This window comes from Streptococcus oralis (assembly GCF_001579525.1).
Classification (GTDB): Bacteria; Bacillota; Bacilli; order Lactobacillales; family Streptococcaceae; genus Streptococcus; species Streptococcus oralis_M.
In genome coordinates this window covers 651,845-674,698 of record NZ_KQ970788.1, presented here as the reverse complement: position 1 = coordinate 674,698, position 22,854 = coordinate 651,845, and the positions used below count along the sequence as shown (strand labels likewise).

Below are 22,854 nucleotides of genomic sequence, written 5' to 3'. Positions count from 1 at the left end.
GATTTTCATTGAGTATAAGCAGGAAATTCTTCAAATCACAGATTTCTTGCACCGCCTTTTCCATTTTGTGGTATAATGAAAAATGTTGACAAATAGTATAATAAAAACAAAGGAGAAACAGCATGCTGAAATGGGAAGACTTGCCCGTGGAAATGCAATCAAGCGAGGTTGAGTCTTACTACCAGCTTGTCTCTAAAAGGAAGGGTTCGCTGATTTTCAAGCGTTGCCTGGATTGGGTTCTGGCCCTGTTTTTGCTACTTTTGACTTCTCCCGTCTTTCTTATCTTGAGCATTTGGATCAAGTTGGATAGCAAGGGACCTGTCATATACAAGCAAGAGCGCGTGACCCAGTACAACCGTCCGTTCAAGATTTGGAAGTTCCGTACTATGGTAACAGATGCGGATAAAAAAGGAAGCCTGGTGACTTCTGCTAACGATAGCCGCATTACCAAAGTGGGAAATTTCATTCGCCGTGTGCGTTTGGACGAACTACCTCAGTTGGTCAATGTCCTTAAAGGTGAGATGTCCTTTGTTGGTACGAGACCTGAAGTGCCACGCTACACGGAGCAGTATAGTCCTGAAATGATGGCGACCTTGCTCTTGCCAGCAGGGATTACCTCTCCAGCCAGCATCAATTACAAGGATGAGGACACCATCATCAGTCAAATGACGGAGAAAGGTCTGTCAGTTGACCAAGCCTATGTCGAACACGTCCTTCCTGAAAAGATGCGTTATAATCTCGCCTATCTCCGAGAGTTTAGTTTCCTTGGAGACATCAAAATCATGTTTCAAACCGTGTTTGAAGTGCTAAAATAAAGTAGTCATGAGAAAATGAGTACAGATAAAAGGAGCAAATCAATGCCAAATTACAATATTCCATTTTCACCACCCGATATTACAGAAGCTGAAATTGCTGAAGTAGCGGATACCCTTCGTTCTGGTTGGATCACAACAGGTCCGAAGACAAAAGAACTGGAGCGTCGTTTGTCCCAATACACACAGACACCAAAGACTGTCTGCCTCAACTCTGCGACTGCCGCTCTTGAGTTGATTTTGCGTGTTTTGGAAGTGGGACCTGGTGATGAAGTCATCGTTCCAGCCATGACCTATACAGCTTCATGTAGTGTCATCACTCACGTGGGAGCAACACCTGTCATGGTGGATATCCAAGCAGATACTTTTGAAATGGACTATGACTTGCTTGAGCAAGCTATTACTGAGAAAACTAAGGTGATTATTCCGGTTGAGCTTGCAGGGATTGTTTGCGACTATGATCGTTTGTTCCAAGTTGTGGAGAAAAAACGTGATCTCTTTACCGCTTCAAGCAAGTGGCAAAAGGCCTTTAACCGTATCGTGATTGTCTCTGATAGTGCCCATGCTTTAGGATCTACATACAAAGGGCAACCAGCTGGTTCGATCGCTGACTTTACTTCCTTCTCATTCCATGCCGTTAAGAACTTTACAACGGCTGAGGGAGGAAGTGCGACGTGGAAAGCCAATCCAGCGATTGACGATGAAGAGATGTACAAGGAATTCCAAATCCTTTCCCTTCATGGTCAAACCAAAGACGCCCTTGCCAAAATGCAATTGGGTTCATGGGAATACGATATCGTTACACCAGCCTACAAGTGCAACATGACGGATATCATGGCTTCGATTGGTTTGGTACAATTGGATCGTTACCCAGCTTTGCTACAACGTCGTAAGGACATCGTGGACCGCTATGATCGTGGTTTTGCGGGTACTCGTATTCACCCACTGGCACACAAGACTGATACTGTCGAAGCTTCACGCCACCTCTACATCACTCATGTAGAAGGTGCAAGTTTAGAAGAACGCAACCTCATCATCCAAGAATTGGCTAAAGCAGGAATTGCAAGTAATGTACACTATAAACCGCTTCCTCTCTTGACAGCCTATAAGAATCTTGGTTTCGATATGGCAGATTATCCAAGAGCCTATGCCTTCTTTGAAAATGAAATTACGCTTCCACTTCATACAAAATTAAGCGATGAAGAAGTTGATTATATCGTTAAGACTTTGGTGAGAATTTCCGAAGAAATCCTCGGATCAGGAAAAAAATCATAAAAAAATCTTGACAAAAAGCGGACAATAGCATATAATATTCTCAACAAATCAGAAAAGTAACTATTTTTGATCTTCAGGGAGCCTGTGGTGATTGTGAACAGGTGGTTGGAAGTAGTGAAAGTGGGCTGATTTTAAAAATGAATTTGAAACAATGAAAATTCGGTGCGCACACCTTACAGTGCAACTTGTTGTTAGACAAGGCAGAGATGTAAAGGGGGATAGTCCCTTTATAATTGAGGTGGCACCGCGTTACCAACGCCCTCACACGGAAGTGGATTCTGTGTGTGGGCTTTTTTCATATCTTTAAATTAATACTGAAAGAGGAAAAATTTTATGACAACTAAAGGTTATTTTGGACAATTTGGTGGTAGTTTTGTACCGGAGCCGATTCAGGCTTTGTTGGATGAGTTGGAAGTGACATTTGACAAGTACAAGGATGATCCAGAATTTTTGGCAGAATTTCGTCATTACTTGAAGGATTATTCTGGTCGCGAAACACCGCTTTATTTTGCGGAAAGTTTGACAGACCACCTAGGTGGAGCTAAGATATATCTCAAGCGCGAAGATCTTAACCACCTTGGTTCTCACAAGCTCAACAACGTTTTAGGACAAATTCTTCTTGCCAAACGAATGGGCAAAAAGCGAGTGATCGCAGAAACAGGAGCTGGTCAACATGGTGTTGCGACAGCAGCGGCTGCAGCCAAGTTTGGTATGGCCTGTGATGTCTACATGGGGGCAGAGGATGTGGAGCGTCAACGTCTCAATGTCTTCCGCATGGAGATGATGGGAGCAACTGTTCACGCAGTTGAAACAGGGACACGAACTCTCAAGGATGCGGTAGATGCAGCCTTTGGAGCATGGATGAATGACCTTGAAGCCTTCTATGTTTTGGGATCTGCTGTGGGTCCTCACCCTTATCCTACAATTGTTCATGAGTTCCAAAAGGTCATCAGTGAAGAATCTCGCCGTCAAATTTTAGAAAAAGAAGGTCGTTTACCAGATTACGTTATTGCCTGTGTAGGTGGTGGTTCTAATGCTATCGGTGCTTTTTCACAGTATGTGGCTGATGAAGAAGTCAAATTGGTTGGGGTCGAAGCTGCTGGTCATGGACTTGATACAGACAAGCACGCAGCTACTATGACAAAAGGTAGTATCGGAATTGTCGACGGCATGAAGACCTATGCAGTCTTTAAGGAAGACGGTGAGTTGGCTCCAGTTTACTCTATCTCAGCTGGATTGGACTATCCAGGGGTTGGCCCAGAACACGCCTACTTCAAAGATTCAGGTCGCGTGGAATATGTGGCAGCGACAGACGAAGAAGCTGTTCAAGCCTTGCTCCTTCTAAGCAAGACAGAAGGAATTATCCCAGCGATTGAAAGTTCGCACGCCATCGCAGAAGCGGTTAAACGTGCACCGAAACTAAGTAAGGATGATATTATCATCATCAATGTCTCTGGTCGTGGAGACAAGGACGTAGCTGCGATTGCAGACTACCTAGAAGCTAAAAAATAAAAGATGGAAAAATTACAGCCTTTTCTCTCACAGAGAGCTTGTGGTTGCTGAAAACAAGCAGAGAAAGCTGTAAGGTTGGGTCCATCTGAAACGAGAGAAGAAAACATAATTCTCAAGGGAGTGCCCTTTATCGCACAGCCTGTTACAGGAGGTATCTGAGACAGGAATGAGAGATAGGAGAAATCCTATAATTGAGGTGGCACCGCGAATTTCGTCCTCACGCAAGTTATTTTGCGTGGGGATTTTTATATATTTATCGTAGATATGGCTATCAGTTTTAAATTATGCTTCATCACTAGATAGATTTCTATAAAATATTTGCGAACGAAGTGAGCATTGACCCGCTATTTCCCGCTATAGTGGTATTCTAGAGAAGCAAAGATGCTTCTCTAGAACGGGATTTTTGAGAGTAAAATAGTTCGGGGAACTATTTTAGCCTGAGCCTAGAAATGAATGAGCGAGGAGCTCGAAAATTAGGTCTTTCATTTCATGGATTTCTAAAATCATCCACTGGATAGTTTTACCTCCCGTCCGCACTATTTAAGGGAAATAGAAAAAAGACCAAAAATTAAAAATAAGAAACTGAAAGGGAAATTACAATGGAACGAATCATTCATGGAGATGTCTTATCACCAATCTTGGCTTATATGCGCTTAAAAGGGCAACACAAGGTGATCTTAGAAAGTATTCCTAGAGACAAGGAAACCGCTCGTTTTTCTATCCTAGCTTATAATCCTGTTTTTGAGATTAAGTTTGAAAATGGAGTCCTTTATCAAAATGGTCAAGTGATTGATCGGGATCCCTTGGATTTCCTTTATGAAGTGACTCATAAGAGCCAGCACCATTCAGACCTACCTTTTGGTGGGGGAGCTATTGGCTTTGTTGGTTACGATATGATTTCGCTCTATGAAGAAATCGGTCAAATCCCTCAAGATACCATTGGGACGCCAGACATGCATTTCTTTGTCTATGAGAGTTATATGGTCTTTGACCATAAGAAGGAAAAAATTCATGTCATAGAGGATGCTCTTTATAGCGATCGCAGTCAAGAAGATTTGGAAAAAGCCTTGAACCAAGTGCTTGAGGAATTACGCATTCCTGCTCCAAATGAATTTGAAGATTTGGATCTATCTCCTCTAGACTTCAAACCGCATATCGCTCCTCAGAAGTTTGAGCAAATGGTGGAAACCGCTCGTGACTTGATTCGTAATGGTGATATGTTCCAATGTGTGCTCAGTCAGCGTTTCTCAGCAGAAGTTACTGGAAATCCATTTGACTTCTACAGAAATCTCCGCGTGACCAATCCATCTAATTATCTCTATTTCTATGATTTTGGGGATTATCAAATCATCGGTGCCAGTCCTGAAAGTTTGGTTTCAGTCAAAAATGGTATCGTGACAACCAATCCGATTGCTGGTACGCGGCCAAGAGGAGCTACAGATGAAGAGGACAAGGCCTTGGCGACAGACCTGCTTTCTGATGAGAAGGAAACAGCAGAACATCGGATGTTGGTAGATTTGGGGCGTAACGATATCGGTAGAATTGCTGAAACGGCAAGTGTCCAAGTCACCAAGTATATGGAAGTGGAGCTCTTCCGTTATGTCATGCATTTGACCAGCGTGGTCAAGGGACGTTTGCTTCCAGACCTCACTGCCATGGATGCTTTGAAAGCTACACTTCCAGCTGGAACAGTTTCAGGAGCACCAAAGATTCGGGCCATGAGACGCATCTATGAACTGGAGACGGAAAAACGAGGCGTATACGCAGGAGCAATCGGCTACTTGTCTGCGACGGGTGATATGGATTTCGCCATTGCCATCCGAACCATGATTCTCAAAAACCAAACAGCCTATGTGCAGGCTGGGGCAGGGATTGTCTATGATTCTATCGCAAAAAACGAATACCAAGAAACCATTAACAAGGCTAAATCTATGACTAGAATTGGAGAACTAAGACCATGATTTTATTGATTGACAACTATGATTCTTTTACCTATAACTTGGCTCAATACATTGGGAATTTTGCAGAAGTACAGGTCTTGAGAAATGATGATCCCAAGCTGTATGAAGAAGCTGAAAAAGCAGATGGTCTGGTCTTTTCTCCTGGTCCTGGTTGGCCAGTTGATGCTGGAAAGATGGAAGATATGATTCGTGACTTTGCTGGCAAAAAGCCGATTCTTGGGATTTGTTTGGGCCATCAAGCCATTGCAGAAGTCTTTGGTGGTAAGCTAGGTTTGGCTCCAAAAGTCATGCATGGGAAACAGAGCCATATCAGCTTTGAAGCGCCTTCTGTTCTCTATCAAGGTATCGAGGATGGCCGTCCGGTTATGCGTTACCATAGTATTTTGATTGAAGAAATGCCAGAAGACTTTGAAGTGACAGCTCATTCGACTGATGACCAAGCCATTATGGGAATTCAACACAAAAGCCTGCCGATTTATGGCTTCCAGTACCATCCAGAAAGTATCGGAACGCCAGATGGCTTGTCTTCTATTCGGAATTTTATCGAGAAGGTTGTAAAGTGAGGAAACTAGGATGAAAGAGATTATTGAAAAATTAGCAAAATTTGAAAATTTATCAGGTGTGGAAATGACGGATGTCATTGAGCGTATCGTAACTGGGCGTGTAACCGAGGCGCAGATTGCTTCTCTCCTCTTGGCCCTTAAGATGAAGGGGGAAACACCGGAGGAGCGCACAGCCATTGCACAAGTCATGAGAGGGCATGCCCAACACATTCCAACTGAAATCCATGATGCTATGGATAACTGTGGTACAGGTGGGGACAAGTCTTTCAGCTTTAACATTTCCACAACTGCAGCCTTTGTCTTGGCTGGTGGCGGCATTCATATGGCTAAGCACGGTAACCGTTCGATTTCTTCTAAATCGGGTTCTGCAGATGTCCTTCAAGCATTGGGCATCAATCTTGACCTCAAACCAGCTGAACTAGGTAAGGTTTTTGATAAAACTGGCATCGTCTTTCTCTTTGCTAAAAATATGCATCCAGCTATGAAATACATCATGCCAGCACGTTTGGAATTGGGAATTCCAACAATCATGAACTTGACTGGTCCACTGATTCACCCAATGGCCTTGGAAACACAGCTTCTTGGCATTAGTCGTCCAGAACTGCTAGAAAGTACCGCTCAGGTTTTGAAAAATATGGGTCGCAAACGTGCCATCGTGGTTGCTGGACCAGAAGGGCTAGATGAAGCTGGCTTGAACGGAACAACCAAGATTGCTCTTCTTGAAAATGGCGAAATCACCTTATCAAGCTTTACTCCAGAGGATTTGGGGATGAAACGCTACGCTATTGAAGATATCCGTGGAGGGAATGCTCAGGAAAATGCAGAGATTTTGCTTAGCGTTCTTCAAAACGAAGCAAGTCCATTCTTGGAAACGACAGTTTTAAATGCAGGTCTTGGTTTCTATGCTAATGGTAAGGTAGCTAGTATCAAGGAAGGAGTTGCCTTGGCTCGTCAAGTGATTGCTAGTGGCAAGGCCCTTGAAAAACTCAGACTGTTACAGGAGTACCAAAAATGAGTCAGGAATTTTTAGCACGAATCTTAGAGCAGAAGGCGCGTGAGGTCGAGCAGATGGAGCTGGAGCAAGTCCAGCCCTTGCGCCAGACCTATCGCTTGGCAGAATTTTTGAAGAATCACCAGGACCGTTTGCAGGTAATCGCTGAGGTCAAGAAGGCTAGCCCTAGTTTGGGAGATATCAATCTCGATGTGGATATTGTGCAACAGGCCCAGACTTATGAAGCAAATGGAGCAGTGATGATTTCGGTTTTGACAGATGAAGTTTTCTTTAAAGGGCATTTGGATTATCTACGAGAGATTTCTAGTCAGGTACAGATTCCGACGCTGAACAAGGATTTTATTATCGATGAAAAGCAAATCATCCGAGCTCGCAATGCAGGTGCGACAGTTATCTTGCTCATCGTAGCGGCTTTATCAGAAGAACGCCTCAAGGAACTGTATGACTATGCGACAGAGCTAGGTCTAGAAGCCTTGGTGGAAACCCACAATCTAGCTGAACTAGAAGTAGCCCACAGACTTGGTGCTGAGATTATTGGGGTTAATAACCGCAACTTGACGACCTTTGAGGTCGACTTACAAACCAGTGTAGACTTGGTCCAGTACTTTAAGGAAGGTCGCTATTATATTTCCGAATCTGCTATTTTCACAAGTCAGGATGCGGAACGACTAGCACCATACTTTAACGGAATTTTGGTGGGAACAGCTCTTATGCAGGCAGAGGACGTGGCTCAGAGAATCAAGGAGTTGCAGATTGACAAAGGTTAAAATTTGTGGACTATCGTCCAAGGAAGCGGTAGAGACAGCCGTATCAGCAGGGGCGGATTACATCGGTTTTGTCTTCGCACATAGTAAAAGACAGGTGACCTTGGAGCAGGCTGCTGAGCTGGCAAAGCTCATTCCTTCAGACGTAAAAAAGGTTGGTGTGTTTGTTTCACCAAGTCGGGCAGAACTGCTGGAAGCGATCGACAAAGTTGGCTTGGACTTGGTACAGATCCACGGTCAGGTGGCGGATGATTTGTTTGAGGATTTACCTTGTGCCAGTATTCAGGCGGTGCAAGTGGATAGAAATGGTCATGTGCCCAATTCTCGGGCAGATTATCTACTCTTTGATGCCCCTGTTGCTGGGAGTGGCCAGACCTTTGACTGGGGTCAACTGGATACGACAGGACTAGCTCAGCCCTTCTTTATCGCAGGTGGGCTTAATGAAGATAATGTAGTAAAAGCAATTCAACACTTTACTCCCTATGCAGTAGATGTATCAAGCGGAGTGGAGACAGATGGACAAAAAGATCATGAAAAGATTAGAAGATTTATAGAGAGGGTAAAGCATGGCATATCAGGAACCAAATAAAGATGGATTTTACGGAAAATTTGGCGGACGTTTCGTCCCAGAAACATTGATGACAGCAGTTTTGGAGTTGGAAAAAGCCTACCGTGAAAGTCAGGCAGACCCCAGTTTCCAAGAGGAATTAAACCAGCTCTTGCGCCAGTATGTAGGACGTGAAACGCCTCTTTACTACGCAAAAAACTTGACCCAGCATATTGGCGGAGCCAAGATTTACCTCAAACGGGAAGACCTCAACCATACAGGAGCTCACAAGATTAATAATGCCTTGGGGCAAGTTCTTCTGGCTAAACGTATGGGCAAAAAGAAAATTATCGCAGAAACTGGTGCTGGTCAGCACGGTGTGGCAACTGCAACAGCTGCAGCCCTCTTTAATATGGAATGCACCATCTATATGGGTGAGGAAGATGTTAAACGCCAAGCCCTTAATGTCTTCCGTATGGAGCTTTTGGGAGCCAAGGTTGAGGCCGTGACAGATGGTTCGCGCGTGCTCAAGGATGCAGTTAATGCAGCCCTTCGTTCATGGGTAGCTAACATCGATGATACTCACTATATCCTTGGTTCTGCCTTGGGACCTCATCCTTTCCCAGAAATCGTTCGTGACTTCCAAAGTGTCATTGGTCGAGAAGCCAAACAACAGTACCGCGACTTGACAGGTCAAGATTTGCCAGATGCCCTAGTAGCCTGTGTTGGTGGTGGTTCTAATGCTATCGGTCTCTTCCATCCCTTTGTAGAAGACGAGTCTGTAGCCATGTATGGAGCTGAAGCAGCAGGACTTGGTGTGGACACAGAGTACCACGCAGCTACCTTGACCAAGGGCCGTCCAGGTGTCCTTCACGGTTCCCTCATGGATGTTCTCCAAGATGCCCATGGTCAAATTCTTGAAGCCTTCTCTATCTCAGCAGGTTTGGACTATCCTGGTATCGGTCCAGAACATTCTCACTATCACGATATCAAACGTGCCAGTTATGTCCCTGTGACAGACGAGGAAGCCTTGGAAGGATTCCAACTCTTGTCTCGTGTGGAAGGGATTATCCCAGCCTTGGAATCTAGTCATGCTATCGCTTTTGCAGTGAAATTGGCCAAAGAACTTGGACCAGACAAGTCTATGATTGTCTGCCTATCTGGACGTGGGGACAAGGATGTGGTTCAAGTCAAAGACCGCTTGGAAGCAGATGCAGCAAAGAAGGGAGAAGCTCATGCCTAAGACATTAACAGAAAAATTAAATGCTATGAAAGTAGCTGGAAAAGGAATTTTTGTTCCCTATATCATGGCTGGGGACCATGATAAAGGTTTGGATGGTCTAGGAGAAACAATCCACTTTCTAGAAGATTTGGGTGTCTCTGCGATTGAAGTGGGCATTCCCTTTTCAGACCCAGTTGCAGATGGACCTGTGATTGAAGAAGCAGGATTGCGCAGTTTGGCCCACGGAACTTCTACCCAGGCTTTGGTTGAAACCTTGAAAACCATTCAGACTGAGGTGCCACTGGTCATCATGACCTACTTCAACCCCCTCTTTCAGTACGGTGTGGAGAACTTTGTCAAAGATCTGGCAGATACAGCGGTCAAGGGCTTGATTATCCCAGACCTGCCTCATGAACATGCCAACTTTGTGGAGCCTTTTTTGGCAGACACAGATATCGCTTTAATTCCCCTAGTTAGTTTGACGACAGGACTTGAGCGTCAGAAAGAATTGATCAAGGGAGCGGAAGGCTTTGTCTATGCCGTTGCCATCAATGGGGTGACAGGGAAATCAGGAAATTACCGTGCAGACTTGGACAAGCACTTGGAACAATTGCATCAAGTAGCAGACATCCCAGTCTTGACAGGTTTTGGCGTATCTAGTCAGGATGATGTGGAACGCTTCAATGCGGTGTCCGATGGCGTTATCGTTGGTTCGAAAATTGTAAAAGCTCTCCACAAAGGAGAGCCGATTGAGGACTTTATCAAACAAGCAGTAGCTTACCAAAAATAATCAAACAAGTAGCAAGTAAGAGGAAAGGCACGAAAGGAAGTCTTTCCTCTTGCTTTTTCAAGAGAAAGGCTAGAATCCCCGTCGCCGAAGCAAACTGAATCAAGATGAGCAATTCGGTAAGATTAAAAACAAGAGCACAAGAAGCTAGAAAGAGAAAATCACCTGCTCCCATGCGGATATCGATAAAATGAGCCAAAATTCCAAGGATAAGGAAGAAGACCATAACCATATTCCAGCCAGAGGAAGCCATGAGGATTAGGTGGCAAGTCATCCAGACCAGTAAAGGATATTCCTGATGGCGAAAGTCATAGATTCCCAAGGTCAAGCCAGCAGTGATGAGGATGACTTGACCCAAGGAAATCCAGCCCCATGACCAAGCCAGAAAAAGTAACCCCAAGCCCAATTCAAAGAGGGCATACCAGATGGAAAAACGGGCCTTGCAGTAGCGACAGCGAAAGCGACCAATTACTTGAGAGATAATAGGAATCAAATCTAGCGGACGCAAGCGAGTCTGACAGGAATCACAGTGGCTAGATGGAAAGATAATAGACTGCTCTGGAAAACGGTCAATGACCAAACCTAGAAAGGAAGCGAGAATGCTCCCAACAAGAAAAAAATAAAGATCAATCATACTTATCTATTCGTAAAAAATGGGAGAAGTAGTATAATAAAGAAACATTGATAAGATAGTGAGGTCAAGATGATAATTCGTTTTGAAGAAAAGTTAAGCGTAGAAAATGCTCAGCGCGTATGCCAATGGTCCAACTCACTTGGCAAATCCTTTCAAGAACAATGGATGGGAACAATGATTCCTTTTCCCTTAACAGGTCAAGTCTTGCAAGATTTGGAAGGAATCTGTTCAGTCTTTGATGGACAAGAATTTGTGGGGCTTATTCAGAAAATCAGGCTAGAAGACAGAAATCTTCATATCGGGAGATTTTTTATCAACCCCCAGAAACAGGGGCAAGGCTTAGGTAGCCAGGCTTTAAGGAAATTTGTTAGTTTGGCCTTTGAAAATGGAGATATAGATAGTGTTTCTCTAAATGTCTACGAGGCAAATCAAACAGCTTACAATCTTTACAAAAAAGAAGGATTTGAAATCGTTCAGATGGTTGAGGTACCTATACGAAAATACATCATGAAAAAGGGTAGATAGCAGATTGACTTTGTAGTAAAAACTCTTTTTTCGCTGTGAAGAAGGCTATACTATTTTAAAGGTAGAAGGAATGGCTCGTATGAAAAAAACAGATATTTTTAAAGACATTGTTTGGATTATGACACATGATTCATCTACAGTAAAAGATCGCAAAGGGTGCAACCCTCAGCCTTTTCTAGAAAAGATTACAGATGATATGACTGAGCAAGAATTTCTCTATCAAGTCAGAGCTTATCTTGCTAGTTTTGGGATTATTGGGCATATTTCTTTCCATAATAAAAAATCAGGTCCGAAAGGTTTTCTTTTGAGGATAAGTGAGCAGGAAATGTTTGTTGAGGAAGCAAACCAAGATACAGGTCTCCAAGTGGGGGATCGAATCCTCAGTCTGGACGGGATGAGTTTGGAGCAAGTAGCTTTGCAACACCAAAATTACTTTATCAGTCTGACTCCAGAAAGACGATACCGAGAATGGGCAGATTTGCTACTGATGGCAGAGCAAGTGACCGTCTTGCGAGATGGGCAGGAGATGTCTATTGCAGTTCGTGCTAGCCAGCAAGCTCAAAAAGCTCAGATCTTTTGGAAAGAGTTGGAGTCAGATATCCTCTATATACGCTTAGATAATTTTATGGATGAAGAAGCGATTAACCGTTTATACCAAGAGTATTTGCAGAAGATTGCTGAGACAGAAACTCTTATTATAGATGTCCGTTACAACAATGGGGGCACGGATTCTTTGTATTTTCCGCTCTTACATCTTGGCTTGGAGGAAGGAAAAGGCTATGATACTCTTGATTTACAGGATGATGGAATGGAAATTCTCTATACAGAAGGAAATGTCGATCGACGCTTAAAAGACTTTGAAACATGGCTTCAACAAGAAAATATCAGTCCTGATACGGTGAAACTGCTTGAAGATTTTCGTAATAATTTACTCCAAAATCGAGGGAAAGGCTATGTTCGGTATCAGGATGATCAAGACGAGCTTTTCCCAGGTGTTAAGGGTGGTCACTATCCAGAGCAGATTTTTGTTTTGTCGGATATTTATTGTGTATCATCAGGAGATAATTTTGTCAAGATGATGAAGGATTTTAAGAAAGTAACAGTTATCGGCCGTCCAACGCTTGGTATTTTAGATTACTCAAATTGTTGCAAGGTGGATTATGATGATTACTTTTTGATGTTCCCAACTTCTCGCTGGTTGGCTATAGATAAAGGCAAAGGGATGACGGACAAAGGTGTTCTTCCTGATATAGAAATCCCTTGGACTCCTGCACATTTTGAACGAGATGTAGATCTAGATAAATGTCTGAAGTTGATCGAGATGAAGAGGAAACATTAGATTGTTTAAATAAAAGACTTAGTTCTGTGTGAAATAGAGCTAAGTCTTTTGCTTTTGATCTGCTTGTAATTGAGTAAAGTGACTGTATCACTGATAGGGTAAAAGAATTTTTTACACACCAAATATATCTTGAGTATCCGTTGATGGAATAAAAGTAGGGAGGACACAAAAAAGCCTTGGAATCAAGGCCTTTCCTGTTGTTTAGATGCCCCCTGCAGGGCTCGAACCTGCGACCCATAGATTAAGAGTCTACTGCTCTACCAACTGAGCTAAGGAGGCAAAGAAAAAGCTGTATTGGTGCCGAAACTTCACGGTTTGTATTGAACCCGCGCAATTAAGCAGGTGGGCAACTCGCTCTAACTGAAGCTGTTTCCGTGTGAGACGGCCTACATGCTGTTAGAAGACTTTTGTTTCCCTAAAAATACAAAAAATAGTCGGTCAACACTTAAGTGTGAAGTCGAACACCACAGCGTTTCTATGTTTATATGATACCACTTTCTCAAAAAAAATCAAGAGGAAAATGCAATTATTTGAAAAGGATTTCACAATTTTCGTAATTTATCAATGGTTTCCTTACGTTGCGCCAAGGCTCGTTCGTATTTGCCGGTATCTTTTGGAGTAAAATAGTGGTGATTTTGGATTTTTTCTGGCAGATAGTCTTGCTTGACCCAATTTCCAGGATAGTTGTGTGGATAGAGATAATCTTGGGCGTTGCCCAGTTCCTTGCTCCCACTGTAGTGACCATCACGTAAGTGACGAGGGATTGGTAGGTGACCAGAAGTTTTGAGATCAGCAAGAGCCTTGTCCATAGCCACATAGGCTGAGTTGGACTTGGGTGAAAGAGCCAGATCAATCACAACATTAGCAATGAGGATGCGAGCTTCTGGGAAACCAATCCTTTGTGCAGCATCTAGAGCAGTTACAGTATGGATCTGCGCTTCAGGATTGGCCAAGCCGATATCTTCATAAGCGATAACAGTCAAGCGACGAGCGAGGCTAGGCAGATCCCCAGCCTCAATCAAGCGGGCTGCGTAGTGGAGACTGGCATCCACATCTGAGCCGCGGATGGACTTTTGCAGGGCTGAGAGGACATCATAATGACCGTCTCCATCCTTGTCCATGGTAATATAGCTCCTCTGCAAGCTATTTTCCATGATATCCAGTGTGATGTGGCGGATGCCCTTGTCATTTTCGGGAGTAGAGAGAACAGCCAAATCTAGTGAATTAAAGGCAGAACGGAGGTCACCATTAGTAGATGTTGCGATGAAATCCAGCGCATCCTCATCTAGCTCAACTGGGAAATCAAAACCACGCTCAGGGTCAGTTAGAGCAATTTGAATCGCTTCTTTGACATCTTGGTTGGACAAGGGTTCTAATTCAAAAATCTGAACACGGCTACGAATGGCAGGAGTGACAGAAAAGAAGGGATTTTCAGTCGTCGCCCCAATCATGATAACCAGACCACTTTCTAAGAGTGGTAGAAGAAAGTCTTGCTTAGTCTTGTCAAGACGATGGATTTCGTCTAGTAATAGGACGAGACCACCTGAAAATTTAGCTTCTTCCGCGATTTCTTGGAGTCGCTTTTTACTATCCACTGTCGCGTTAAAGGTCCGAAAGGCATACTTGGTCGTTCCAGCGATGGCAGAGGCAATACTGGTCTTACCAATACCTGGAGGTCCGTAGAGAATCATGGAGGACAGACGATTAACTTCCACCATGCGGCGAATAATTTTTCCAGGTCCGACTAGATGATTCTGACCGATGACCTGGTCGATGGTTTTTGGGCGCATGCGAAGCGCGAGATTGTCTGGCATAGCAGTCCTTTCTAACATGGATTTTCTGATGTATATGTGGTAAGATGGTAGTATCTATTTTAGCATATTTCCGAGCAATCGGGGCGATTAAAGAGTCGCATAGAAAGAGGACAAAATGGCAACATACGGATTTTTAGATGTTTTACAGGAAGAGTTGGACAAGAACTTTCCCTTTGACTATGAGATTAGTTGGGACAAGCGCAATCATGCGGTTGAAGTAAGTTTTCTATTAGAGGCACAAAATGCTGCAGGAGTGGAGATGCTGGATGAGGATGGAGAGGTATCATCAGACGATATCCTCTTTGAGGAAGCAGTTCTTTTCTACAATCCTGCAAAGTCAACGGTTAACGCAGAAGACTATTTAACAGTCATCCCTTACCTGCCTAAAAAAGGATTTTCTCGTGAATTTTTAGCTTATTTTGCACTTTTCCTCAAAGATACTGCCGAGGTTGGGCTGGATGCGCTCATGGACTTTTTGGAAGACCCAGAAGCAGAAGAATTTGTCATGGAATGGAACCAAGAAGTCTTTGAAGAAGGAAAGGTTGGCTTGGAGGAAGGGGAGTTTTATCCTTACCCGAGGTATTAGAAACTAGTGAGGAAGTATATGAAGAAAATAGGTTTGTATCTTATTTCTGGTCTGTCCTTTGTTTTTTTGATGCTAGGATTTGCTTTTGGAACAATTGCCTTTAAAGAGTTAGATTTTTCGTTTGTCTTTGTTCCAGGCTACCTATTTACTTTTTTCAGCATCTATCTGATATTTATCCTTCATGAGCTGGGACATGCATTTTGCGGTTACCTGACAGGCTATCGACTGGTGGCTTTTGGATTAGGGAATTTTCTTTTGACCAAAAAGTCAGGCAGGTTTCATCTGAGTCGAACAGCCGTTCTGAAAAATGTTGGTGCTCAATATATTGGATTAAAAGAAGATGAAAGTGATCAAAGAATCATCCTGATGCTTGCAGGCGGCTTGATAGTTCATCTTAGCTTGATTTTATTGGCGATATTGTATGGATTTTTGACAAGAAGCTGGTATTTTGCGGCTACTTGGATTTGTCTAAATGTATCTTTTCTTCTCATCAATGCTAAGCCAGTTGGGATTACCGATGGAGCAAAAATTTGGGAATTGCTACAACACCCTGAAAATACCAAATACGCCTACTTGGTGTTGAGGCATTCTGCCCAGACCTTGCTAGCTCCTCAAGAATATGATTTGAAAGACTTTATCATGCCTGTTGCTGAAGATGCGAGAGGGAGTTTTGCAGAAAGTGTTCAGACTCTTCAGGGCTTGGTATTCCTATTGGATGATAATATAGAGCTTGCAAAGCAACAGTTTCAGTCTATGCTAGAGAAAACAGATAATCCAATGTCTAAAACTATTTCTCAATTATACCTTCTTCACATTGCCTTGCTAGAAGGAGATCATGAAAAAGCGGAGGAGTATGTAAGTAATCGAGGAGTTAAATCCTTTTTGTCTCTAAAAATGGCAGACATGCAGATCATTCAAGCCTGGTATCAATTTAAGGCAAGGAAAGACATGGCTCAAACTCGCAAGGCTATGAAGATTGCTAAACAGAAAATGAATACTAGTCGCATGTTGCGAGATGAGAAACGCTACTATGAAAACTGGTTAGAGGAGCTGGAGAAGGCATTAGCTGAAGGAGTTTGATATGGAAATAGAAATTTCTGATTTTACAGGTTGCAAAATTGCCCTCTTTTGTGGTGATAAGCTCTTAACTATCTTACGTGATGACAAATTAAACATTCCATACCCTAATACCTGGGAATTGCCAGGTGGCGAACGAGAGGGTGATGAAAGTCCTTTTGAGTGCGCGGCGCGTGAAGTTTATGAAGAACTGGGAATTCATTTGACTGAAGATTGTCTGCTTTGGAGTAAGGTGTACCCAAGTATGCTTTTTGAGGGGAAGGAATCCGTCTTTCTAGTTGGTAAGTTAAGGCAGGAACAGTTTGATAGTATTGTCTTTGGTGATGAAGGACAGGGCTATAAACTGATGGGCATTGAGGAGTTTCTTGGCTCAGATAAGGTTGTACCTCAGTTGCAGGATAGAGTGAGGGATTATATGGAGAGTAACTATGATTAGACTAGAACGAGCAGTAGCAGAAGATTTAGAAACCATCATTTCTATTCAAAGAGCCAGTTTTAAGGCAGTCTATGAGAAATACCAAGATGAGTATGATCCTTATCTGGAGGACCGCGAACGAATCAAGTGGAAATTGGTTGAGCGTCCTAATAGCTATTACTACTTTGTAAAAGAAAAGGACGAAATTATCGGTTTTTTACGAATTCAGACCAATAAAGAGTTGACGGAGGCTTGGTTGGGAACGGCAGCGATTTTGCCTCAGCATCAAGGAAAAGGTTATGGTTCTGAGGGATTGAGATTGCTGGAAAAGGAATTTCCAACGATTAAACAGTGGGATTTGTGTACGGTATTACAGGATGCGGGCATGGTCGCCTTTTATGAGAAAAATGGCTACCGTCAAACCCATATCGAGCCTGAAAAAGAAGGTATGGATATGGTTTACATGAAAAAATTGATTGACAAATAGAAAGGAAGGTTCGGTTACATTTCTAAACTGAACCCGCCCTAAACAGTGTGCCAAAAAGATAAACTTCTCTTAGACTCAAGCGTCTTCAGAGAATTTCCTATTTTGGCTTTGTGTTTTACGGGCTTGGTATCTTAATGATGGAAACATGGCAAGAGTTAAAAGTTACAGTGAAGCGTGAGGGAGAGGAATTGGTTTCCAACCTCCTGATTGAGCTGGGAGCGCAAGGTGTTGCGATCGAGGACAGCATGGACTATGTGGGAAATGTGGATCGATTTGGTGAGATATTCCCTGAGGTGGAACAGCAAGAAGAAATCGTGGTGACAGCCTACTATCCTGATACGGTTGATGTAGCAACGGTTGAGGCAGATTTGCAGGCTCATTTAGCAGAATTGACAGACTTTATGGACTTAGGAGAAGTCAAGATGGGGACGACTGCCTTGGCTGAGGAAAACTGGGCAGACAACTGGAAGAAATATTATGAACCAGCTCGTATCACCCATGACTTGACCATTGTGCCGTCCTGGACGGACTATGAGGCGACTGCTGGAGAAAAAATTATCAAGTTGGATCCTGGTATGGCCTTTGGGACTGGAACCCATCCAACGACCAAGATGAGCCTTTTTGCCTTGGAGCAGGTTCTTCGTGGCGGCGAAACGGTGCTAGATGTGGGTACTGGATCAGGTGTCCTTTCTATTGCCAGCTCTCTACTGGGTGCCAAGGAAATTTTTGCTTACGACCTAGATGATGTGGCAGTTCGTGTTGCTCAGGAAAATATTGAGCTCAACCCTGGTATGGAAAATATCCATGTTGCTACTGGAGATTTGCTCAAGGGTGTGGAGATTGAAGCAGATGTCATTGTGGCCAATATCTTGGCGGATATTCTCATTCATCTGACAGACGATGCTTATCGTTTAGTCAAGGACGAAGGCTACCTGATCATGAGTGGGATTATCAAGGACAAGTGGGACATGGTGCGCGAGTCAGCTGAGTCAGCTGGATTTTTCCTTGAAACTCACATGATTCAAGGGGAATGGAATGCCTGTGTCTTTAAGAAAACCAAGGATATTTCCGGTGTGATTGGAGGCTAGCATGCAGCAGTATTTTGTCAAAGGAAGTGCAATCTCTCCTGTCATTATCGAAGATAAGGAAACCAGCAAGCATATGTTTCAGGTCATGCGCTTGAAAGAAGATGATGAGGTGACCTTGGTCTTTGATGATGGCGTCAAGCGCTTGGCGCGCGTGCTTGATGTGGAAGCACGTCAGTTTGAATTGGTTGAAGAATTAGCTGACAATGTGGAACTGCCAATCCAAGTGACCATCGCATCTGGCTTTCCCAAGGGAGACAAGCTGGAGTTTATTACTCAGAAAGTAACAGAACTAGGAGCTAGTCAAATCTGGGCCTTCCCTGCCGACTGGTCAGTTGCCAAGTGGGATGGTAAGAAATTGGGCAAGAAAGCCGAAAAACTAGAAAAAATTGCCCTTGGAGCAGCAGAACAAAGCAAGCGGAATCTGGTCCCAAGTATCCAACTTTTTGAGAAAAAAGCAGACTTTCTAGCCCAGCTGGACCAGTTTGACTCTATTGTAGTGGCCTATGAAGAATCAGCAAAAGAGGGAGAAGCCGCTGCGCTCTTACAAGCAGTCACTGGTCTTGAAAAAGGAGCCAAATTGCTCTTTATCTTTGGGCCAGAAGGCGGTCTCTCACCAGCAGAAATTGAAAGTTTTGAATCTAAAGGAGCTGTTCTTGCAGGACTTGGCCCTCGCATCTTGCGAGCAGAAACAGCACCACTTTACGCCTTATCAGCCCTTAGTGTTTCAGTAGAATTAGAGAAATAAGAGGAAGAAAATGGAACAAAAACACCGTTCAGAATTTCCAGAAAAGGAACTTTGGGATTTAACCGCCCTATACCAAGACCGTGAGGATTTCTTGCGTGCAATCGAGAAAACGCGCGAAGACATCAACCAATTTAGCCGTGATTACAAGGGTAATCTTCACACTTTTGAGGATTTTGAGAAGGCCTTTGCGGAATTAGAACAAATTTATATTCAGATGAGCCATATCGGCAATTACGCCTTTATGCCTCAGACGACAGACTATAGCAATGAAGAGTTCGCCAATATCGCCCAAGCTGGGATGGAATTTGAAACAGATGCCAGCGTAGCCTTGACCTTCTTTGACGATGCCTCGGTGGCAGCGGACGAGGAGGTCTTGGACCGTTTGGGTGAATTGCCACATTTGACGGCAGCCATTCGTCAGGCCAAAATCAAAAAAGCCCACTATCTAGGGGCGGATGTGGAGAAGGCTTTGACAAATCTGGGTGAAGTTTTCTACAGTCCACAGGACATTTATACTAAGATGCGAGCTGGGGACTTTGAAATGGCTGACTTTGAAGCCCATGGCAAGACCTACAAAAATAGCTTTGTTACCTATGAAAATTTCTACCAAAACCACGAGGACGCTGAGGTTCGTGAGAAATCTTTCCGTTCTTTCTCAGAGGGACTCCGTAAGCACCAAAATACGGCTGCGGCAGCCTATTTGGCCCAAGTCAAATCTGAGAAATTGTTGGCAGATATGAAGGGCTATGATTCAGTCTTTGATTATCTCCTAGCTGAGCAAGAAGTGGACCGTGCCATGTTTGACCGCCAGATTGACCTCATCATGAAGGGATTTGCGCCAGTTGCCCAGAGATACCTCAAGCATGTTGCCAAGGTGAATGGTCTTGAAAAGATGACTTTTGCTGACTGGAAATTGGACTTGGACAGCGCCCTGAATCCAGCAGTGACTATTGATGATGCCTATGATTTGGTCATGAAGTCAGTAGAACCTTTGGGACAAGAATATTGTCAGGAAGTTGCTCGCTATCAAGAAGAACGCTGGGTGGACTTTGCTGCCAATAGTGGCAAGGATTCTGGTGGGTATGCGGCGGATCCATATCGCGTGCACCCTTATGTCCTTATGAGCTGGACAGGCCGTTTGAGCGATGTCTATACTTTGATTCATGAGATCGGGCATTCTGGTCAATTCATCTTTTCTGACAATCACCAAAGTTACTTCAATGCCCATATGTCGACCTACTATGTTGAAGCGCCATCAACCTTCAATGAATTGCTTTTAAGTGATTATTTGGAACATCAGTCTGATGATCCGCGTCAAAAACGCTTTGCCCTTGCTCACCGTTTGACAGACACCTACTTCCATAACTTTATTACTCACCTCTTGGAAGCAGCCTTCCAGCGCAAGGTTTATACATTGATTGAAGAAGGAGAAACCTTCGGAGCAAGCAAGCTTAACAGCATTATGAAGGAAGTCTTGACGGATTTCTGGGGAGATGCCATTGAAATTGACGACGATGCGGCTTTGACTTGGATGCGTCAAGCTCACTACTATATGGGCTTGTATAGCTACACCTACTCAGCTGGACTAGTCATCTCGACAGCGGGTTACCTTCATCTGAAACATTCAGAAACTGGAGCTGAAGATTGGCTCAATCTTCTCAAATCAGGTGGCAGTAAGACACCACTTGAGTCAGCCATGATTATTGGAGCGGATATCTCAACAGACAAACCACTTCGTGATACCATTCAGTTCTTGTCTGATACAGTTGACCAGATTATCGTCTACAGTGCAGAGTTGGGAGAGTAAATTAAAAGAGTCTGGGACAAAAGTCTAACCTTAAATATAAAAAGCGAACAAAACGAGTTATCTGACACTCAGAATACTATCTTGTTCGCTTTTTTTCTAATCTATCGATTTTAAAAATTTATAATAAAGAATTCCTAAAATCAAAATTTTTTGTCCCGGTCTCTTAAATTATTCCCAAAAGCTATCTTCTTCAGCTTGATCTGAAGAGAAGAGCCAAACTTCTTTGATTTTTCCGTCTTCAATACGGAAGAGGTCAATCCCGTTCATATTGAGTTCAGTACCATCAGCACGTGTTCCGAGAAAAGTAACATTAGCTGCGATTAAATCCTTATTGTCAGAAACCCAATTTGTTATCACCTTAAAGGTTCCATGAGTTTTCTCAGCAAATGTAGCTAGGTGAGATCCTAGCTTGTCCTTACCAACAACTGAACCAGATATACTATGATTACCAGGTTGATGCCAGACAATATCGTCTGCCATCGTTTCAAAGACACCAGGAAAGTCACCAGCAATTAAAGCTTGGTTATAAGCATTGAAAATTTCTAAGTTTGTTGACATATATATTCTCCATTTCTTTTTTATGATATAATTGTAACAGTTACAATCTAAAAAACAAGTAGACACTTTTTCGATAGCTGGTATCAAAACTAGTACTATTGTTGCTACTAAAAGATAAATTTTTTTTAAAAAAATAGAAAGAAGATATTTTATGCCAAATAAAGTGAGTGAGTATGGTATTTGTCCATTTGCGACAACGCAGAGGGTTTTAACAGGGAAATGGGCACTGGTAATCATTTATCAGTTGAGTACGGGTACAAAACGATTTAAAGAATTGCAGAGATTATTGCCTGGGATTACTCAAACTATTTTGACCCGTCATCTCCGTCAATTAGAAAAGGATAAGATTGTTCAACGAAAGGTCTATGCCGAAGTTCCCCCACGAGTTGAGTACAGCTTAACCGAAATGGGGCAGAAATTCAGAGTTGTTTTAGATGCTGTCGAAAACTGGGGTCTGGATTATATTAAGTTGCTAAATGCTAATGAGATAGGCAACTGATAAGTCCCATAGAGGGAATGTATTTTTTATCGAATCCCTCAATTAAAAGACAGTAAGGCAAACCAGTAAATTTCCAATCAATTTTCTTGAAACCCTTTCCTTCTTTTGATAGACTAATACGTAGTTTGAAAAAAGGAGATTTATCATGAAAAAATTTGTTGCTGAATTAATCGGTACATTTATGCTTGTGTTCATCGGAACAGGAGCTGTTGTTTTTGGGAATGGTGTTGAAGGTCTTGGCCACCTTGGGATTGCTTTTGCCTTTGGTTTGGCAATCGTAGTCGCAGCTTTCTCAATCGGAACTGTTTCAGGGGCTCACTTGAACCCAGCGGTTTCGATTGCGATGTTTGTAAACAAACGTTTGTCATCTTCAGAGCTTGTAAACTACATCCTTGGACAAGTAGTTGGAGCTTTCCTTGCGTCAGCTGCAGTATTCTTCCTCTTGTCTAACTCAGGCATGTCAACTGCTAGTCTTGGTGAAAATGCCTTAGCAAACGGTGTCACTGCCTTTGGTGGTTTCTTGTTTGAAGTCATCGCAACTTTCTTGTTTGTCTTGGTTATCATGACGGTAACATCAGCAAGCAAGGGTAATGGTGCGATTGCTGGTTTGGTGATTGGTTTGTCCTTGATGGCAATGATCCTTGTAGGATTGAACATCACTGGACTTTCAGTAAACCCAGCTCGTAGTTTGGCTCCAGCTGTCTTGGTTGGTGGCGCAGCTCTTCAACAAGTATGGATTTTCATCCTTGCCCCAATCGCTGGTGGTATTCTTGCAGCCCTTGTTGCTAAAAACTTCCTTGGAACAGAAGAATAATTGAAATTCAA

Annotated in this window: 24 protein-coding genes, 1 tRNA gene and 2 other annotated features; of the genes, 21 read left to right on the top strand and 4 right to left on the bottom strand. The window is 43.2% G+C overall.

Annotated elements, in window-relative coordinates; translation table 11 throughout:
• Positions 1-122 precede the first annotated feature (122 nt).
• The 10 genes from SORDD25_RS03330 (at position 123) to trpA (ending at position 10,458) form a co-directional block, all read left to right on the top strand.
• Entirely contained in the window at positions 123-815 is a 693-nt protein-coding gene (locus SORDD25_RS03330) for a sugar transferase (protein ID WP_000922221.1), read from the top strand.
• Positions 816-857: 42 nt separating this feature from the next.
• On the top strand, positions 858-2,087 hold the full coding sequence (locus SORDD25_RS03325) for a DegT/DnrJ/EryC1/StrS family aminotransferase (RefSeq protein WP_061852614.1): 1,230 nt from the start codon (positions 858-860) through the stop codon (positions 2,085-2,087).
• 40 nt (positions 2,088-2,127) lie between these two features.
• Positions 2,128-2,353 (top strand) — a binding site (T-box leader).
• A gap of 67 nt (positions 2,354-2,420) precedes the next feature.
• Complete coding sequence (gene trpB, locus SORDD25_RS03320) at positions 2,421-3,599, top strand: tryptophan synthase subunit beta (RefSeq protein WP_000208439.1); 1,179 nt, start codon at positions 2,421-2,423, stop codon at positions 3,597-3,599.
• Positions 3,596-3,821 (top strand) — a binding site (T-box leader). Its footprint overlaps the gene before it by 4 nt.
• A 377-nt stretch (positions 3,822-4,198) precedes the next feature.
• Complete coding sequence (gene trpE / locus SORDD25_RS03310) at positions 4,199-5,560, top strand: anthranilate synthase component I (protein ID WP_061852613.1); 1,362 nt, start codon at positions 4,199-4,201, stop codon at positions 5,558-5,560.
• On the top strand, positions 5,557-6,123 hold the full coding sequence (locus SORDD25_RS03305) for an aminodeoxychorismate/anthranilate synthase component II (RefSeq protein WP_061852612.1): 567 nt from the start codon (positions 5,557-5,559) through the stop codon (positions 6,121-6,123). The genes trpE and SORDD25_RS03305 overlap by 4 nt, the downstream gene beginning before the upstream one ends.
• A gap of 10 nt (positions 6,124-6,133) precedes the next feature.
• Positions 6,134-7,138: an anthranilate phosphoribosyltransferase gene (gene trpD / locus SORDD25_RS03300; RefSeq protein WP_061852611.1), complete on the top strand. Its 1,005-nt coding sequence runs from the start codon at positions 6,134-6,136 to the stop codon at positions 7,136-7,138.
• The gene (trpC, locus tag SORDD25_RS03295; RefSeq protein ID WP_061852610.1) at positions 7,135-7,902 is read left to right on the top strand and encodes an indole-3-glycerol phosphate synthase TrpC; all 768 of its coding nucleotides are present in this window, start codon (positions 7,135-7,137) and stop codon (positions 7,900-7,902) included. Before trpD ends, trpC begins: the two co-directional genes overlap by 4 nt.
• Positions 7,889-8,488 (top strand): phosphoribosylanthranilate isomerase, encoded by a 600-nt coding sequence (locus tag SORDD25_RS03290; protein WP_061852609.1) that lies wholly within the window; start codon positions 7,889-7,891, stop codon positions 8,486-8,488. Before trpC ends, SORDD25_RS03290 begins: the two co-directional genes overlap by 14 nt.
• Positions 8,466-9,689, top strand: coding sequence for a tryptophan synthase subunit beta (trpB, locus tag SORDD25_RS03285; protein ID WP_061852608.1), 1,224 nt, complete (start codon positions 8,466-8,468; stop codon positions 9,687-9,689). The genes SORDD25_RS03290 and trpB (SORDD25_RS03285) overlap by 23 nt, the downstream gene beginning before the upstream one ends.
• The gene (trpA, locus tag SORDD25_RS03280; protein ID WP_061852607.1) at positions 9,682-10,458 is read left to right on the top strand and encodes a tryptophan synthase subunit alpha; all 777 of its coding nucleotides are present in this window, start codon (positions 9,682-9,684) and stop codon (positions 10,456-10,458) included. Before trpB (SORDD25_RS03285) ends, trpA begins: the two co-directional genes overlap by 8 nt.
• Here the strand turns inward: trpA and SORDD25_RS03275 are convergent.
• Positions 10,430-11,089 carry a prepilin peptidase gene (locus tag SORDD25_RS03275; RefSeq protein ID WP_061852606.1) on the bottom strand — a complete coding sequence of 220 codons (660 nt, stop codon included), beginning with the start codon at positions 11,087-11,089 and terminating at the stop codon, positions 10,430-10,432. The genes trpA and SORDD25_RS03275 overlap by 29 nt on opposite strands.
• A gap of 69 nt (positions 11,090-11,158) precedes the next feature.
• Between SORDD25_RS03275 and SORDD25_RS03270 the strand changes: the two genes are divergently transcribed.
• Both SORDD25_RS03270 and SORDD25_RS03265 read left to right on the top strand, forming a co-directional pair.
• Positions 11,159-11,614, top strand: a complete 456-nt coding sequence (locus tag SORDD25_RS03270; protein ID WP_061852605.1) for a GNAT family N-acetyltransferase — start codon at positions 11,159-11,161, stop codon at positions 11,612-11,614.
• Between the two features lie 79 nt (positions 11,615-11,693).
• Entirely contained in the window at positions 11,694-12,953 is a 1,260-nt protein-coding gene (locus SORDD25_RS03265) for a S41 family peptidase (protein ID WP_061852654.1), read from the top strand.
• A 206-nt stretch (positions 12,954-13,159) separates the two neighbouring features.
• Here SORDD25_RS03265 and SORDD25_RS03260 read toward each other — a convergent pair.
• Both SORDD25_RS03260 and SORDD25_RS03250 read right to left on the bottom strand, forming a co-directional pair.
• Positions 13,160-13,232: transfer RNA gene (locus SORDD25_RS03260), tRNA-Lys, on the bottom strand.
• A gap of 263 nt (positions 13,233-13,495) precedes the next feature.
• On the bottom strand, positions 13,496-14,767 hold the full coding sequence (locus SORDD25_RS03250) for a replication-associated recombination protein A (protein WP_061852604.1): 1,272 nt from the start codon (positions 14,765-14,767) through the stop codon (positions 13,496-13,498).
• 115 nt (positions 14,768-14,882) lie between these two features.
• Here SORDD25_RS03250 and SORDD25_RS03245 point away from each other — a divergent pair, with 115 nt between their 5' ends.
• From SORDD25_RS03245 to pepF, 7 genes are all read left to right on the top strand, one after another.
• Complete coding sequence (locus SORDD25_RS03245; protein WP_016466255.1) at positions 14,883-15,353, top strand: DUF3013 family protein; 471 nt, start codon at positions 14,883-14,885, stop codon at positions 15,351-15,353.
• 18 nt (positions 15,354-15,371) lie between these two features.
• On the top strand, positions 15,372-16,433 hold the full coding sequence (locus SORDD25_RS03240) for a site-2 protease family protein (protein WP_061852603.1): 1,062 nt from the start codon (positions 15,372-15,374) through the stop codon (positions 16,431-16,433).
• A 1-nt stretch (position 16,434) separates the two neighbouring features.
• Complete coding sequence (locus SORDD25_RS03235) at positions 16,435-16,866, top strand: NUDIX hydrolase (protein WP_061852602.1); 432 nt, start codon at positions 16,435-16,437, stop codon at positions 16,864-16,866.
• On the top strand, positions 16,859-17,332 hold the full coding sequence (locus SORDD25_RS03230; RefSeq protein WP_061852601.1) for a GNAT family N-acetyltransferase: 474 nt from the start codon (positions 16,859-16,861) through the stop codon (positions 17,330-17,332). Before SORDD25_RS03235 ends, SORDD25_RS03230 begins: the two co-directional genes overlap by 8 nt.
• A 137-nt stretch (positions 17,333-17,469) precedes the next feature.
• A complete protein-coding gene (prmA, locus tag SORDD25_RS03225) occupies positions 17,470-18,420 on the top strand; it encodes a 50S ribosomal protein L11 methyltransferase (RefSeq protein ID WP_081103641.1) in 951 nt (316 codons plus the stop codon).
• A 1-nt stretch (position 18,421) separates the two neighbouring features.
• A complete protein-coding gene (locus SORDD25_RS03220; protein ID WP_061852599.1) occupies positions 18,422-19,165 on the top strand; it encodes a 16S rRNA (uracil(1498)-N(3))-methyltransferase in 744 nt (247 codons plus the stop codon).
• Positions 19,166-19,175: 10 nt separating this feature from the next.
• A complete protein-coding gene (gene pepF / locus SORDD25_RS03215) occupies positions 19,176-20,972 on the top strand; it encodes an oligoendopeptidase F (protein WP_061852598.1) in 1,797 nt (598 codons plus the stop codon).
• 168 nt (positions 20,973-21,140) lie between these two features.
• Here pepF and SORDD25_RS03210 read toward each other — a convergent pair whose 3' ends face one another.
• A complete protein-coding gene (locus SORDD25_RS03210; RefSeq protein ID WP_061852597.1) occupies positions 21,141-21,530 on the bottom strand; it encodes a nuclear transport factor 2 family protein in 390 nt (129 codons plus the stop codon).
• A 151-nt stretch (positions 21,531-21,681) separates the two neighbouring features.
• On the opposite strand from SORDD25_RS03210, the gene SORDD25_RS03205 reads away from it, so the two are divergent.
• Positions 21,682-22,029 (top strand): winged helix-turn-helix transcriptional regulator, encoded by a 348-nt coding sequence (locus tag SORDD25_RS03205; RefSeq protein WP_001133066.1) that lies wholly within the window; start codon positions 21,682-21,684, stop codon positions 22,027-22,029.
• A 145-nt stretch (positions 22,030-22,174) separates the two neighbouring features.
• Positions 22,175-22,843, top strand: coding sequence for an MIP/aquaporin family protein (locus SORDD25_RS03200; RefSeq protein ID WP_061852596.1), 669 nt, complete (start codon positions 22,175-22,177; stop codon positions 22,841-22,843).
• Positions 22,844-22,854 lie beyond the last annotated feature (11 nt).